Here is a 14,886-nt window from a genome sequence, read left to right as displayed (position 1 = left end):
CATGAGTTCATTTTTCCATATACTTTTTGATTTTTTAATTTTTGAGGTGACTGCTAAATGTGTGGGCTTATTATCTGTTATTGGTGTTTTTATAGGCAATGTATTTGACAAAATACTGCCAGCTGGGTGTTTTTTTAGATTTATATACAGAGGTTTATCCAAATTATCAAACCATCGCTTGATTGTACCTGCGGTATCGACAAACCAAAAATTAACATGCTCAAGCGTTTCTTTGTCATATTCAATAATATTCTTGCTTTCGACACTTTTTATAAAGAATACACCAAAATCTCTATCATTGGTAGTTTTAACGGATTTAGGATCAGGTTTGATAAAATTATCGACCATGAACTCAGTAGTATTTACTTTACTTGAAATTTCACTACTCCTTTTTTTAATAAAATCTATCAATTTATTTTCCAATTCAAGCAGATTCATTTTTAAATACAAATTCCCTTTATCTGATATGAAGGCGTGAGTTTTGGAAAGATTTACAAGTTGTAGTTCACTAAGATTTACCAAAATTGCCCAAATTTCATTTTTATTTAAATCGCCAACTTCTAATAAATTTACGTCAGTTTCAGTTTTTAATAAAAACAAGACTGCTAAATAATAATTTTCTATTTTATAAGGCATAAAAAAGAGGCTTTGGTTGAACCCCTTAATATCCGATTAAAATATTGAATTACAAATTGTTATTGCTTGCTTTTTGTCGCGGCTAATCTTTCCCGACTTTCGGACTTTCCGACTTTCCAAAAAAACATATCTTTGCGCTATTATGAGCAAATCAACCGACGAACTTTTTAAAAACGTTATATCGCACGCAAAAGAATATGGCTTTGTTTTCCCCTCGAGTGAAATTTATGATGGCCTGAGCGCTGTTTATGATTACGGCCAGAATGGTGTGGAACTGAAAAATAACCTCAAAACCTACTGGTGGAAAAGCATGGTGCAGATGCACGAGAACATTGTCGGTATTGATTCTGCCATATTTATGCACCCGAAAATCTGGAAGGCCAGTGGCCACGTTGATGGTTTCAGCGACCCGATGATTGACAATAAAGACAGCAACAAACGCTACCGTGCCGACCAGCTGCTGGAAGATAAGATAGAACGTTATAAAAAAGATGGTAAAACCGATAAGGCTGAGTTACTACAGGAGGAATTGGATGAGGCCCTGAAAATGGAAAACCTTACCCGCTTAAAAGATTTAATAGTAGCTCATGAAATTGCCGACCCCATCAGCGGTACCCGCAACTGGACGGATGTACGCCAGTTTAACCTGATGTTCAGCACCCAGATGGGCGCTGTGGCCGATGATGCCGACGTGGTTTACCTTCGCCCCGAAACTGCCCAGGGGATTTTTGTAAACTACCTGAACGTTCAGAAATCGGGCAGGATGAAAATTCCGTTCGGGATAGCACAGATAGGTAAGGCTTTCCGTAACGAGGTAATTGCCCGCCAGTTTATTATCCGTATGCGCGAGTTTGAGCAAATGGAAATGCAATACTTTGTACGCCCCGGCACACAGCGCGAGTGGTTTGATAAATGGAAAGAAACCCGCCTGAAATGGCATTTGGCTTTAGGAACCCCGGCAGAAAAATACCGTTACCATGAGCATGTTAAGCTGGCGCATTATGCCGATGCTGCTTTCGATATCGAGTTTGATTTTCCATTTGGATTTAAAGAGGTGGAAGGTATACACAGCCGTACCGATTTCGATTTGAGCCAGCACCAGAAGTTCAGCACCAAAAAGATGCAGTACTTCGACCCGGAGGTTGACCCTGCAACGGAGAAACCTTACGGTAACTACATCCCTTACGTTATTGAAACATCAATTGGCTTGGACAGGATGTTTTTGTTAACGATGATAAACGCCTTTGAGGAAGAAGACCTGAGCACCGAAGAAAAACAGGATAGCCGCACCGTTTTACGCCTGCACCCTTGTTTGGCCCCGGTAAAGGCCGCCATCTTCCCGTTAATAAAAAAAGACGGTCTGCCCGAAAAGGCACGCGAGATAATGGACAGGCTAAAATTTGATTTCAATCTGCAATACGAAGAGAAGGATGCCATTGGCAAGCGCTACCGCCGCCAGGATGCCATAGGTACGCCAATTTGCATCACTGTTGACCACCAGACTTTAGAAGACAACACCGTAACCATCCGCCACCGCGACACCATGGCACAGGAGCGTGTGGATGTTGGGCAGCTGGAGAAGATATTGGGTGATTTGGTAAGCTGGAAGAATTTGTTGGGGTAGAAAACAATCGTATTAATTTTACAGATTATATTGTAAATTGAACTTATGAAATTACTTGGGATTTATATACATGACTATTTGCAATTTAAAGACTTTGAAATTGACTTTACTTACCCTAAATCCCACCCAAAAACAGGTAAGCCTTTGGACAAAATTTGTTTAATTGGAAGGAACGGTACCGGCAAATCCAATTTGCTAAATATCATACAATCCAATATTCGAAATTTTAATAGAACAAATGATGTAAATGGGATTATTTATAAGATTGAGTTTAGGGGCGAAGAATTTTATTTTGTAAGATCTGGACCACCATGTTTTTTTTTTAAAAAAGAAATAGATCACATCCCCAATTGGAAAAGGCTGTTATTTACCATGTTTGATGGTAACGTAAATAGGCTTGGTCAATCGCACAATTTAAACCCATATTTAGTCGCTGATGAAATTGCCACAGAACTTTTAAAGGCTAATAAGAATTTAGGGGATTTGTTAATTTATATACCGTCCGAAGGAAATCAAAATCTTTATTCACAAATCAAAGATGTTCCTGCGACTTCACTCAATGAAGCTCTTAAGCTTTTTGATTCCTTTGATCATTATCATTTTATTTCAACTGACACAATAACAAATTTTTGGAATATACTAACATACCAAATAAAAAAAAGAGAAAATGATCTGCGTGAATTTGAGAAATTAGATGTTAATCTTGACAAAACAATTAGGGAAGTTCAAGCTCTTTTTGATGAAAAAAATCCAAAGATACTGGATGAGATAGCGATACTTTGGAATAGAATTCTAGGTAAAGCAAATTTGGAATTTGATAGTAAGAATGCATCTAATCCTGTTCAATTAAACGATAATTTAAAGGCATATATTAATCTAAAAGGCGAAAATCGTAGAATTGAATATAACCAACTAAGTAGTGGCATAAGGAAGTTTATCTTCACTTTGGGTCATGTATATTCATTGTATTTTAACAGAGAAATTAAAAACGGTTTTTTGTTGATAGATGAGCCGGAAAATAATTTGTACCCTGACTTCCTATATGATTTAATAGAAACTTATTTAAATATAATTAAAGAGACACAGTTTTTTGTTGCTACCCATAGTCCGATAATTGCAGCTCAGTTTGAACCTTATGAAAGAATAATCTTAGAATTCAATATGGACGGCAGTGTTTTTTGGAAAAATGGAGAAACACCTGTCGGAGATGATCCGAATGACTTGCTATCTAAGGACTTCAACATCCGTAGTTTATTGGGAAAAGAAGGAGTGAAAAAATGGGAGCGCTATATTGAATTAAAATTGACTATTCCGGCGATTACGGATAGGGAGCAAAAAAGCAAATTGTTAGACGAGTTTATTCAAATAGGCAACGCTTATAACTTTACCACTGATGAGGTATCTTAAAAAGGTGAATGACTCCCAGATAGTTGCTGATAATTTGAGTTACGCGAATGTTAGTGATAGAATTGATATCAGAAACCAGCTTATTAATGAACAGCAGGGTTTTTGTGCTTACTCAGAACGATTTATAAAACAAACTGATAGCGTTGATATTGAGCATTTCGATCCCAGAAAAAAGAATACACCCGGTGATTATTATTATAATTGGTACGCAACACTACATTGGTTAAATAGCCACAAGCCTTATAAGATTGACCCTTTTTTACCAGTTTTAATCCCGCATAGTTTAGATTTGACTACCAGGATAAAGTTTGAAAATGGTTTGTTTGAGACGATAAACAGGCCGGATGTTGAAGCACAAAACTTGATTGATTTTTTAGGTGTTAATAAATATGAACTTTACACAGATCGGGTTAAGCATTTAAATAGGATTAATGCGTTGAAAGTTTTATGCGGTGACGATGAGGAATTATTTATAAAAAAGATGATTGAAGATCAGGATAACCTAAGTTTTGCAACAGCTATTGAATATAAGTTTAATTTGGATGTAGACAATTTGATAGCTCTATCCAGAAGCCTGTGATTTGAAATGGCGGCCATTGTAATCCAACATATGAATAATTACGACCACAAAATCGGCATTTTGCCGTTATTGTCACCAACAACACGATGATTATTGTGTGAAGAAGAAGCTGGCGGTACATCGGAAAACGTAATGACTGTCAAACTCTGTTTCTTGGTGACAACAAGGGCGAGTTTCAGCCTTCGTCTATAAATTCTACCTCCCGGCCGATTATACCAAAAGAAAACAACTTTCATTCCTAATATTGCTGTATAACCCGGCAATATTAGGAACATGAAAAAGATTACCATCGCTATCGTACTGCTTTCGGCAGTAATTACATCGGTTTACGCGCAAAAAAAAGCGGCTTACCACCTGTCAAAAACATTCCATATCAAAAGCAGTGGCGGCTATGATTATATCACCGTCGATTCGGCTTCCGACAGGCTTTACGTATCGCACGGCAACCAGGTAAACGTTTTAAACAAAACTACCGGCGACTCGATAGGGGTTATAAAAACGGAAAAAGATATGCACGGTATTGCCATTGTAAGCCAGCTGGGCAAAGGGTACATTACCAACGGTTCGGCTGCCAGCGTAGCGGTTTTCGACCTTAAAACCTTTAAAATACTCGCCCATGTGCCGACGGGTATGTTTGCCGACGGTATTTTGTATGATGATTATTCGAAGAAGGTCATCAGCTGTAACGGCAAAAGCAAAAACATGACGTTTATTGACCCTGCCACCGACAAAGCCGTAGCCACGGTACAACTTACCGGCTGGCCTGAAACTGCTGCAAGCGATGGCAAAGGAAAAATATACGTTAACAATGCCGAAAAAAGCGAGATCGACGTGATAGACGCCACCACCTATAAAATCGTAAACACCTGGCCAATTGCTCCCGGCAAAAGCGCTTCGGGCTTAGCTATCGACAGAAATACCATGCGCCTGTTTGCCGGCTGCGATAATAAGTTACTGGTAGTAATGGATGCCACCAACGGGAAAGTAGTAACCACTTTGCACATAGGCGATGAGTGCGATGCCGTAGGGTTTGATAAAAAGCTAAAAACAGTTTACTCGTCAAACGGTGACGGCACGTTAACCATTATCAAAGAATTATCGGCCAATAAATTTAGTGTTGTTCAAAATCTTAAAACAAAAGCCGGCGCCCGTACCCTGGCGGTTGACCAGGTAAGTCACCTGTTGTATTTGCCAACCGGTAAATTCGGCCCCAAAAAAGCGGGCGAATTCAGGCCATCGCTAATCCCCGGTACTTTTGAAGTATTGGTGGTGAGCAGCGGTTTGTGATTATTGATAGGAGATTAGCGATTAGTTTACTAATTTTCATTTTTTAAACCCGGAACTCAAAAAGCCGGGCATAACATAAATGGAAAACCACACAAACAAAATCGGCATCAAATCATGGGCAGAAGAAGACCGGCCGCGCGAAAAGCTAAGCGGGCAGGGCCGTCGTGCCTTAACCGATGCGGAGCTGATTGCCATTTTGATAGGCTCGGGCAGCAGGAACGAAACGGCCGTTGAACTAAGCAAACGCATCCTGCACCATTACGATAACGACCTGAATAAGCTCGGAAAGGCATCTATACCGGAACTTTCCAAATTTAAAGGCATCGGCGAAGCCAAGGCAATCTCTATCATAGCCGCGCTCGAAATCGGCCGCAGGCGCAACGATACCAACAGCCCCGACCCGGAGCACATCGGCAGCAGCCGAGACGCCTACAACATCATGAAGCGCCATTTCATCGACCTGAAGCACGAAGAGTTTTGGATTATGCTGACAACCCGTTCATCAAAGATGATAGCCAAAGAGTTAATAAGTCGGGGCGGCCTATCCGAAACTTCGGTCGACCCCAAGATTATTTTCGGTATGGCGCTGCAGCACCAGGCAACAAATATTTTCCTTTTTCATAACCATCCCTCGGGCAATTTAAGCCCTAGTCACCAGGATATTCACCTCACCAAAAAATTAGCCGAAGCCGGCAAACTATTGGATATAAGGATACTCGACCATTTGATTATTACCGACAAAGGGTTTTATAGTTTGGCGGATGAGGCGCATTTTTAGGGAAGTCCGAAAGTCCGCAAAGTCAGTAAAGTCCGAAAGATGATTTTATGGCGAAAATTGGAAACAACCTGCTCACAATAGCGTTATCTTTAAACAAAATTTAACGCCATGATAACTCCAGACAACCAAATACCCATCGACGACCAGAACGATAACGATGCCGACGACCAGCTAAGCCAGAAAGACGTGCATTCGAACGGTTTGGATGACTTGCCTGAATCAGGCGACACAGTAGATTACGCTGACACCGACAAGTTGCAACGCGCATACGATGCCGCAGAATCAGCCTACACGCTTGATATTGGCGATGATGGTGATACGGATAATGATGATTAATTTGCCCCTCTAAATCTCCCCTAAAGGGGAGACTTTTATTTTTTTATTAATTATTTAATTTATCAACTATCGTTCCCCCTTCAGGGGGTTAGAGGGCTAAAAGTAACCGCCCTTTTTTCTATCTTCCATCGCGGCTTCAGATACTTTATCATCCATACGTGCGCCGCGCTCGCTTATTTTCGAAGCGCTTATTTCATCAATAATATCATCTATTAAAAATGCTTCAGATGCTACTGCGGCTGTACAGGTCATATCTCCAACGGTACGGAAACGTACTGTTCTGCGTTCAATTATATCGTCCTCATCCATGTTTAAAACAGGGGAGGCGGCCATTAATTGGCCATTGCGTACAATAGTTTCGCGCTCATGCGCAAAGTATATCGTAGGCAGGTCTATTTTTTCGCGGCGTATGTAGTTCCAAACATCTAATTCGGTCCAGTTGCTAATAGGGAATACCCTTACATTTTCGCCTTTATGTATTTTACCGTTGTAAATGTCCCATAATTCAGGACGCTGACGTTTGGGGTCCCACTGACCAAACTCGTCGCGAACAGAAAATATACGCTCTTTAGCTCGGGCTTTCTCCTCGTCACGGCGGGCACCGCCAATACAAGCATCGAACTTATGTTTGGCTATGGTATCTAATAAAGTTACAGTTTGTAAAGCGTTTCTGCTGGCGTTTTTACCGGTTTGTTCAACTACTTTACCTTCATCAATTGAATCCTGTACCAAACCAACTATTAGTTTCTCGCCCAGGCGTTCAACCATGGCATCTCGATATTCAATAGTCTCAATAAAGTTATGGCCGGTATCAATATGTACCAGCGGAAAAGGAAACTTGCCCGGTCGGAAAGCCTTCTCGGCCAAACGTACCAGGGTGATGGAGTCTTTACCTCCCGAAAATAAAAGCGCGGGGCGCTCAAACTGGCCGGCTACCTCACGCAGAATATGTATAGCTTCTGCTTCAAGCTCGTCTAAATAATCCAGTTGGTTGTGTTTACTCATTATTTTTAATTAGTGAATTATTGAATTATTGATTTAGTGAATAAAACCAATAATTAGTTACTTTTTCTTTTTTAAGATAACATTCATGGTTTTAATTTTCACGTTATCATCAATATTGGTAAAACTGGCCTGATCGCTCAATCGCCAGTAAATTTTAATCTTATCTACCTGGTCAGCTCTTATGATATGGCCGGCAACGGTTACATCATCACTGAAATATTCTTCACCGTCAACCAATAATTTTGTTACCTGATCGCCCTGTGAATATACTTTACCATCTTTATCAACCGATATAGCTGATATACGTTTTAACAGATCCTCTAATTTATCATTGGGCTGTATAACGTAAGTACTTGCCCTAAATTCTAATGTATCTCTGGCCTGAATATTTTTTTTAGCAGACGCGATAACGGCACCATTACTAAATATGCTATTTGCAAATAATAACATCGTAGTTATCAATAAGCTCAAACAAAGTAATAGTCCTTTTTTCATAGTTGAGTCGGCGAATTTAAATCAATAATTCACTAATTCATTAAATCAATAATTATTTCGCTTCGTGTTCGTGCAAGCCACATTCTTTTTTCGACTGATCTTCCCACCACCAGCGGCCGGCCCTAAAATCTTCGCCTTCGCGTACGGCACGGGTGCAGGGCATACAGCCTATGCTTGGAAAACCCTTATCATGCAACGTATTATAGGGCACGTTGTATTGCTTAATATATTCCTTTACCTGATCAAGCGTCCAATCAAAAATAGGGTGAAACTTTACTAATTCATGCGCTTCATCCCATTCGGTATTCTCCATAAATTGTCGGTTGGCTGATTGTTCTGCACGTATACCCGTTACCCAGCATTTATTACCTTTTAAAGCCCGGTTCAAAGGCTCAACCTTACGTATGCCGCAGCATTCTTTACGATTCTCCACCGATTCGTAAAAACTGTTTGGGCCCTTAGCATTCACCATTTGCTCCAATAACTCGTGTTGCGGATAATATGCGTGTATAGGCTGGCCATACATTTCCATGGTACGGTTCCAAACGTAATAGGTTTCGGGAAATAACCTGCCGGTCTCTAACGTAAATATTTTAATGGGGATATTATTGGCAAATATCATGTGGGTAATTACCTGATCTTCCCAGCCAAAACTACTTGAAAACACAATTTCGCCCGGATACAAGTCTGCCAGCTTTTGCAAAGCCTCAACAGGGCCTAATCCGGCAGTTTCCCATTTTACATTCTCTATTTCCACACTCATCTTATATTAATTTATCTACAAATATAACTATGCTTCTTATACTGGTTATAATTACGATTATGCCCACAGCAACCATGATAGCCTTTACAGATATTTTGTTGGATATTTTAGCTGCAATAGGCGAGGCCAACGCGGCGCCAATTACTAAACCTGCCACCGGTTCCCAATGAACACCATTTGTCATGGTAATAAAGGTTAAAGAGCTACTTAGTGCTATAAAAAACCTGGATAGTTTAACTGAGCCCAATGAAAAACGGGGATGCCTGCAACCTGCAATTAAAGTTGATAATACTATTGAACCCCAACCGCCGCCGCCAACAGCATCAATAAAACCGCCACCAAGGCCTAAAAGACCTATTTTTTTTACTTTATCGGCTGATTTTTTTCTGTTGATTTTAAAAGCCTTGGACAATATTACCCCACCCAAAATTAGCGTATAAAAAGCTATAAATGGCTTGGTATAATTACTATAATGCTCTAAGGAAGATAATAAATATGCACCCGTTACAGCCCCTATAATACCGGGAAGTACCAATAATTTAAAAAGCTTCCAGTTAACATTGCCCATACGGTAATGCATCCAGCCTGCTATGCCATTGCTTAGTATTTCTGATAAATGTACGCCCATGCTTGCCGTAGCCGGCGATATCCCCATTGCTATAGAGAACGCGTTAGAGGTAACACCATACGACATGCCTATGGCGCCATCAACCAACGCAAATAAAAAGCCTGCCCCTAAAAAATAATAAAATACCGGATTGATATTTTGTGCATACACACGAAAATCGGCGTCGTTATACCAAAGGCCGGTTATGGCAATAATTAATGATAGAACAATGGTACCCCAAATAATCCAACTTAAATTGTTCCTTTTGGGCCCTGTAGGCTCAACCAATACCGCGGTAGCTTCATTAAGGGTTTTAACCTTATAAGCAAAATCACCGCTTAGCGTATTGCGCAAATCATTCATTTGCTGTAGGGTGATATCTAACTCTGCCGGCAGACTCTCGTTTAATACTTCTTTAAGTCTTTTGGCTATAGTAGGAGATTTACCATTGGTAGAAATACCAATTTTCAGATCACCTTTTTGTACGATTGAACCCAGGTAGAAATCACAAAGATCCGGCTTATCAGCCACATTGATCAATAATTTACGCTGATGTGCCGATTCGCGGATATAAGCGTTTAGTTTACTGTTATCAGTAGCAGCTATAACTATATCAGCTGTATTAAGGTCATCATCAGTAAATGACTTTTGATTAATGGTTAGTTTAGGGAATTTCTCCGCCAACTGATATATCTCAGGGATAATATTTTCGGCAATAACGGTTACCGTTGCCTCCGGACTGTTATGCAAAACAACAGTTAGTTTCTCTAAACCAACATTACCTGCACCCACCAACACGGTATGCAATTCATTAAGCTTTAAAAAAACAGGGAACAGCTGGTTTCCTGTTTTTTTATCTTCTTGCAGATCTGCTATGTTATTTTCGGGTAACAGGGTCATAATGCTTTACTTATTACGACTGTAATAACAATTCTCTTTTTACTTTAACGGTTGCCAAAAAATCAGCGGCTTGCGCCAAATATGCTGTCGCGAATGATTCTGACGGCTCATTTTGATTTATCTGCAATATTAGGTCATTAAAGCTGCCATTAAGGCTTATCTCGTTAGTAGCCACATACTGCGTATCAAACTCACGAATAATACCGCCGTGTGTGCTGCTGTTAACTCCTTTATCTAAAAGCAACGCTTTAGCTGAACTTATTAACACGCTGTAAGCATGATAGATAGCATCAGCCCATGAACCGGCTTCGTATGATGCGTTGGCCCATTCCATTTTTTCGTCAGCTTCATATAACAGTGTAGCAACCAAATCAATCACCACACCCGCGCACTCGCCAACACCAATTGCAGAAGCATAGGTTTCCATATGCCCCCAGTCAACAAACTCCTCATCGGTAAGGGTAGTTAAGTCGGCTAACGGTTTTAACATCTGGTAAAAATAATCCTTGCCCTTGCGGTCGTAATAGCTATGGAATATTTCGCCTTCGGTTGAGTTTGCTTTATAATCATTTAGCAATGCCCTCAACACGTCAGTAGCGCGTTTTGAAGGTATTTTAATAACCCTGTCGCCGGCACGGCCCACGCCATCGCCAACAATACCGCCGCCCAGCATTACCTGCATGGATGGCAACACCCTGGCACCGGCTTTTAATGAACTACCATGAAAACCAATATGTGCCATACTATGCTGTCCGCACGAGTTCATACAGCCGCTTATCTTGATCTTAATATCGCGGTTATATATCAGATCGGCGTATTCTTTATATATCAGGTCCTCAACAACAGCTGCAAAGGTCATGCTGTTTGAAATACCCAGGTTACAGGTATCAGTACCGGGGCAGGTAGTAACATCAGCCACACTGTCAAAACCCGGCGCAGCTAAACCCACTTCGGTTAAGGCATTAAATAAAGCAGGCAGCGCCTGTTTGGTTACATATTTTAATAGCAGACCCTGGTTTGCAGTAATGCGTATCTCATCGGCAACCAATGACTGAATTGCGGCTATTAATTTACGTGCCTGATCTGTTGGAATATCACCTTTAAGTACTTTTATATACACACCATAATAACCTTCTTGTTTTTGCTCAAAAACGTTAGTGTCTAACCATTGCTGGTAGTTTAACTGGTTAACAGGTGCAACACTTTCTAAACCGGTTGGCTGTGGTATTACAGGTTGTTGTACCGCATCGCGGTTTATTTTATAGGTTTTTACTTTGTTAGCTGTTCTTTCAACCTGTGCTAAACGCAAAACTTCGTCTAAGCCCAGTTTTTGGATCAAATATTTTAAACGAGCTTTGTTACGGTTGCTACGCTCGCCATAGCGGTCAAATACACGCAGCATTGACTCTATATAGGGCACCAGTTGATCTTCCGGTAAAAACTCTTCAACTATACTGGCCAGCATTGGCTGTGCGCCTAAGCCACCGCCCAACATCAATTTAAAACCACGTTCGCCGTTAGGTTTTAACTTAGGTATTAAACCAATATCATGCGCAAAAGCAAAGGCGGTATCTTCATCACTTGATGAAAAGGCAATTTTAAACTTACGTGGCATATCCTGGTTAACCGGGTTGCGTAATAAATATTCAAATGTACCATAAGCATAAGGTGATACATCAAAAGGTTCTTTGGGATTGATACCGGCATCAGGCGAGGCGGTTATATTTCTAACGGTATTACCGCAGGCTTCGCGCAATGTAATATCATCCTGCTCCAGTTTTGCCCATAATTCGGGTGTCCTGTCCAGGCTAACGTAATGTATTTGTATATCCTGGCGGGTGGTTAAGTGCAGGTTGCGACTTGCATACTCATCAGATATATCGGCTATGCGTAAAATTTGTTTAAAGGATACTTTTCCGAATGGCAATTTAATACGTATCATTTGTACGCCTTGTTGGCGCTGCCCGTAAATCCCCCTCGCTAAACGCAAGCTCCTGAATTTCTCATCATGTATTTTACCTTCACGAAAATCCCTGATCTTTTTTTCAAGATCTATAATATCTTTTTCAACAATCGGGTTTTCCAGCTCTGTTCTGAAGCTTTGCATAGTTGTGTGTTTTATTATATTAAGCAGCTTTATTACTTAAAGCCACAGTAGTATTATGATCAATTATCGGCTGCAAAAGTATGCTTTTGCCTACACATTTCAAAAATATACATAAAAATATACATACTATATGGAAATGGTAGTTTTTATAGACAAAGTAAACAATTTAACATTTAAATGATAATTAAATATTGAGCGATGTAAGCGTGGTTTCGCGGGCTATAATATCGGCAATGCTGGTTTTTGATAAGATATTCAGCGTAGCATCGCGTACATCAACAAAAACATCACGTATGCCGCAAGTGGTTTCCAGTTGGCACTCATCGCATTTATGGTAAAAATTCAAGCTGGCACAGGGCAGCATAGCGACAGGACCGTCTGTAATTCGGAGGATGCTTACCAAAAATATTTCTTTAGGGTCCTTATTTAAGGAATAACCACCACCTGCACCTTTTTTGCTGTATAAATAACCTGCGTTACGAAGGTCAAGTAAAATTTGCTCCAGAAACTTTTTGGGTATATGCTCCTGTTCGGCAATTTTTTGAATTTGCATAGGGGGCTGGTCGATATTCTTACCCAATATCACTAAGGCCTTAATGGCATATTTGGTCTTTTTTGAAAGCATTTATTTCAGTTAAATACATAACAAATATAACTAAACATTTTCACTACAACTAATGCTATAGATTTGCTATACTTTTTTATCCGAATGTCCAAGATCTTTATCCGGATTTACCTTATCGCGTACCAATTGCTTTAATTCTTTTATCTCCGGAAAACGACCTTCTTCCTTACGGTCGAATATTTTAACGCCATCAATCCTAACGTTATATCTGCCCGATATCTCGCTGGGGTGCAGGGTTACACCGTATACATCATCCTCAAAGGTGGTTAACAGTTCCTGCGCCATGTAAGCCGCGCGCAACATCCAGCGGCACTTAGGGCAATATTCAATGGTTATGGTTGGTTTCATTTTATTGGAGTCGAGAATTAAGATGCAAGAATCAGGACGGTATTATAAATCGTTCTTCCGTATGTCTGGTGATGATCTTTAATTCATCCCCAACCTTAATTATGCCTGTACCCGAATGCACCGCGTTTTGCCCAAAGTATATTTTATTGTTTTTTGAGCGATAGGTACTTAACGTTTTTAAAGGCTCTTTTCGTTTAAACGCATCCGTTTGATCAATGGTGGTAATTACGCATCGGGCACATAGCTTAACACCGTTAAAAGGGATGTTATTAATGACAAACTCGTCCATAATATCTTCGTCAAAGGGCAACGCGCCTGGAAATACCATATTGGGCCTAAAACGGTTAATAGGCAGGGGTTGGTTCAACCTACCGTTCAATTCATCCAGCGACGCCTGGCCTATCAACATAAACGGGTACGCATCAGCAAATGATGTTATTTCTTTTCCGCTGGTATAATTAATATCGGTATGTCGTTTAGTTTCATCGGGCATATAAACCAGCCGGCATTTAAAGCCGAGTATACCGGTAAACCATTTATCAGCTTCATCACTTACTGCTTGCGCGGTGCAGGTATCATCCCAAATGGTTACCTCAAAAAATTCCTGTTTCAACGGCTCAAAAGGGATAAGGATATTGGCTTGATCTTTAGTATACGTAACCAGTAAACCGTTATGAGTTAAACCAACTTTTAACAAGGCCATTGCAGGGAATTCCCGTTGGGTTAAAAAATGATTATTTGCATCAACCAGCATCCACCTGCGGTCGTATTTAAACCCACGGTCGGTAACCTCGGCTTGCTGCAAACTAATGCCGCCTAATGATTTGATAGGATAAATATATATTTCACTAACCTTTAACATGCTGTTGTAAAGATATTAATTAGGATGCTTTTTACAGCGATGGGTTTAAAACTCATTACTATGATTGCTATTCATAATTTATTTTATATTTGCCCAAGGAAATGGTGTCTTCCTTTCAAAAACCGCATTTGCTGATGGCGCCTACAAATTAACTACCACCTAACGTGGTATAACTTATTTGCAGGTGAAAAATTCAACCCAAACAATTCAAAGTTCCGATAGTAAATTTTTACTTATTAAACAATTATACAGGTGGATGGTGCTTATAGTGCCTGTATCGTTGGTTATAGGCAGTATGGTAGCTTTATTTTTATGGCTGCTTACCCTAAGCATACATTATAGGTTTGCACATAAATGGCTATTATATTTATTGCCCCTTGCAGGCGTCCTTATCCATTTTATTTATAAAGCAATTGGCAGTTCTTCCGAAAAAGGAAACAACCTGATCATTGACGAGATACACCAACCCGGCGGCGGTGTACCCAAACAGATGATGCCCATAATACTTGTCACTACTATTATTACG

15 protein-coding genes, 1 pseudogene and 1 riboswitch are annotated in these 14,886 nt (G+C 40.2%); of the genes and pseudogenes, 7 read left to right on the top strand and 9 right to left on the bottom strand.

Annotation, left to right across the window (positions count from 1 at the left end; all coding sequences use genetic code 11):
• A partial coding sequence (locus tag ABI367_RS09520) for a hypothetical protein (protein WP_462227956.1) occupies nt 1–636 on the bottom strand: 636 nt, incomplete at its 3' end.
• A 142-nt stretch (nt 637–778) separates the two neighbouring features.
• Here ABI367_RS09520 and ABI367_RS09515 point away from each other — a divergent pair.
• The 6 genes from ABI367_RS09515 to ABI367_RS09490 all read left to right on the top strand — a co-directional run bounded on the left by ABI367_RS09515 (nt 779) and on the right by ABI367_RS09490 (nt 6,648).
• The gene (locus tag ABI367_RS09515; protein WP_462227955.1) at nt 779–2,260 is read left to right on the top strand and encodes a glycine--tRNA ligase; all 1,482 of its coding nucleotides are present in this window, start codon (nt 779–781) and stop codon (nt 2,258–2,260) included.
• 45 nt (nt 2,261–2,305) lie between these two features.
• Nucleotides 2,306–3,667, top strand: coding sequence for an AAA family ATPase (locus ABI367_RS09510; protein ID WP_462227953.1), 1,362 nt, complete (start codon nt 2,306–2,308; stop codon nt 3,665–3,667).
• Nucleotides 3,654–4,247: a hypothetical protein gene (locus tag ABI367_RS09505; protein WP_462227952.1), complete on the top strand. Its 594-nt coding sequence runs from the start codon at nt 3,654–3,656 to the stop codon at nt 4,245–4,247. The genes ABI367_RS09510 and ABI367_RS09505 overlap by 14 nt, the downstream gene beginning before the upstream one ends.
• A gap of 273 nt (nt 4,248–4,520) precedes the next feature.
• Entirely contained in the window at nt 4,521–5,534 is a 1,014-nt protein-coding gene (locus ABI367_RS09500) for a hypothetical protein (RefSeq protein WP_462227950.1), read from the top strand.
• Between the two features lie 79 nt (nt 5,535–5,613).
• Complete coding sequence (gene radC / locus ABI367_RS09495) at nt 5,614–6,312, top strand: RadC family protein (RefSeq protein WP_462227948.1); 699 nt, start codon at nt 5,614–5,616, stop codon at nt 6,310–6,312.
• Between the two features lie 108 nt (nt 6,313–6,420).
• A complete protein-coding gene (locus ABI367_RS09490; protein ID WP_462227947.1) occupies nt 6,421–6,648 on the top strand; it encodes a hypothetical protein in 228 nt (75 codons plus the stop codon).
• Nucleotides 6,649–6,744: 96 nt separating this feature from the next.
• Here ABI367_RS09490 and cysD read toward each other — a convergent pair whose 3' ends face one another.
• The 8 genes from cysD to ABI367_RS09450 all read right to left on the bottom strand — a co-directional run bounded on the left by cysD (nt 6,745) and on the right by ABI367_RS09450 (nt 14,360).
• Nucleotides 6,745–7,653, bottom strand: coding sequence for a sulfate adenylyltransferase subunit CysD (cysD, locus tag ABI367_RS09485; RefSeq protein ID WP_462227945.1), 909 nt, complete (start codon nt 7,651–7,653; stop codon nt 6,745–6,747).
• A 57-nt stretch (nt 7,654–7,710) separates the two neighbouring features.
• Complete coding sequence (locus ABI367_RS09480) at nt 7,711–8,148, bottom strand: hypothetical protein (protein ID WP_462258074.1); 438 nt, start codon at nt 8,146–8,148, stop codon at nt 7,711–7,713.
• Nucleotides 8,149–8,200: 52 nt separating this feature from the next.
• A complete protein-coding gene (locus ABI367_RS09475; RefSeq protein WP_462227943.1) occupies nt 8,201–8,911 on the bottom strand; it encodes a phosphoadenylyl-sulfate reductase in 711 nt (236 codons plus the stop codon).
• Between the two features lies 1 nt (nt 8,912).
• Nucleotides 8,913–10,418: a TSUP family transporter gene (locus tag ABI367_RS09470; RefSeq protein ID WP_462227941.1), complete on the bottom strand. Its 1,506-nt coding sequence runs from the start codon at nt 10,416–10,418 to the stop codon at nt 8,913–8,915.
• Nucleotides 10,419–10,431: 13 nt separating this feature from the next.
• Nucleotides 10,432–12,525 (bottom strand): HEPN domain-containing protein, encoded by a 2,094-nt coding sequence (locus tag ABI367_RS09465; protein WP_462227940.1) that lies wholly within the window; start codon nt 12,523–12,525, stop codon nt 10,432–10,434.
• A 184-nt stretch (nt 12,526–12,709) separates the two neighbouring features.
• Nucleotides 12,710–13,150, bottom strand: coding sequence for an RrF2 family transcriptional regulator (locus ABI367_RS09460; RefSeq protein WP_462227939.1), 441 nt, complete (start codon nt 13,148–13,150; stop codon nt 12,710–12,712).
• Nucleotides 13,151–13,216: 66 nt separating this feature from the next.
• Nucleotides 13,217–13,498, bottom strand: coding sequence for an Rdx family protein (locus ABI367_RS09455; protein WP_462227938.1), 282 nt, complete (start codon nt 13,496–13,498; stop codon nt 13,217–13,219).
• A gap of 31 nt (nt 13,499–13,529) precedes the next feature.
• Nucleotides 13,530–14,360: an MOSC domain-containing protein gene (locus tag ABI367_RS09450; protein WP_462227936.1), complete on the bottom strand. Its 831-nt coding sequence runs from the start codon at nt 14,358–14,360 to the stop codon at nt 13,530–13,532.
• Between the two features lie 88 nt (nt 14,361–14,448).
• A riboswitch (Fluoride riboswitch) is annotated at nt 14,449–14,511 on the top strand.
• Nucleotides 14,512–14,544: 33 nt separating this feature from the next.
• Between ABI367_RS09450 and ABI367_RS09445 the strand changes: the two are divergent.
• Nucleotides 14,545–14,886: pseudogene (locus ABI367_RS09445) on the top strand (voltage-gated chloride channel protein); the annotation flags it as partial.

This window comes from Mucilaginibacter sp. (assembly GCF_039935595.1).
Lineage (GTDB): Bacteria > Bacteroidota > Bacteroidia > Sphingobacteriales > Sphingobacteriaceae > Mucilaginibacter.
Note: the sequence above shows the minus strand (reverse complement) of the source record. Positions and strands in the feature narration are given on the sequence as shown.

Excerpts from the sequence above, each read along its gene's own strand:
- ABI367_RS09460 (WP_462227939.1), bottom strand. The coding sequence starts at position 13,150 with ATGCTTTCAAAAAAGACCAAATATGCCATTAAGGCCTTAGTGATATTG.
- ABI367_RS09515 (WP_462227955.1), top strand. The coding sequence starts at position 779 with ATGAGCAAATCAACCGACGAACTTTTTAAAAACGTTATATCGCACGCA.
- ABI367_RS09510 (WP_462227953.1), top strand. The coding sequence starts at position 2,306 with ATGAAATTACTTGGGATTTATATACATGACTATTTGCAATTTAAAGAC.
- ABI367_RS09475 (WP_462227943.1), bottom strand. The coding sequence starts at position 8,911 with ATGAGTGTGGAAATAGAGAATGTAAAATGGGAAACTGCCGGATTAGGC.
- ABI367_RS09470 (WP_462227941.1), bottom strand. The coding sequence starts at position 10,418 with ATGACCCTGTTACCCGAAAATAACATAGCAGATCTGCAAGAAGATAAA.
- ABI367_RS09480 (WP_462258074.1), bottom strand. The coding sequence starts at position 8,148 with ATGAAAAAAGGACTATTACTTTGTTTGAGCTTATTGATAACTACGATG.
- ABI367_RS09450 (WP_462227936.1), bottom strand. The coding sequence starts at position 14,360 with ATGTTAAAGGTTAGTGAAATATATATTTATCCTATCAAATCATTAGGC.
- cysD (WP_462227945.1), bottom strand. The coding sequence starts at position 7,653 with ATGAGTAAACACAACCAACTGGATTATTTAGACGAGCTTGAAGCAGAA.
- ABI367_RS09505 (WP_462227952.1), top strand. The coding sequence starts at position 3,654 with ATGAGGTATCTTAAAAAGGTGAATGACTCCCAGATAGTTGCTGATAAT.
- ABI367_RS09455 (WP_462227938.1), bottom strand. The coding sequence starts at position 13,498 with ATGAAACCAACCATAACCATTGAATATTGCCCTAAGTGCCGCTGGATG.
- ABI367_RS09490 (WP_462227947.1), top strand. The coding sequence starts at position 6,421 with ATGATAACTCCAGACAACCAAATACCCATCGACGACCAGAACGATAAC.
- ABI367_RS09465 (WP_462227940.1), bottom strand. The coding sequence starts at position 12,525 with ATGCAAAGCTTCAGAACAGAGCTGGAAAACCCGATTGTTGAAAAAGAT.
- ABI367_RS09500 (WP_462227950.1), top strand. The coding sequence starts at position 4,521 with ATGAAAAAGATTACCATCGCTATCGTACTGCTTTCGGCAGTAATTACA.
- radC (WP_462227948.1), top strand. The coding sequence starts at position 5,614 with ATGGAAAACCACACAAACAAAATCGGCATCAAATCATGGGCAGAAGAA.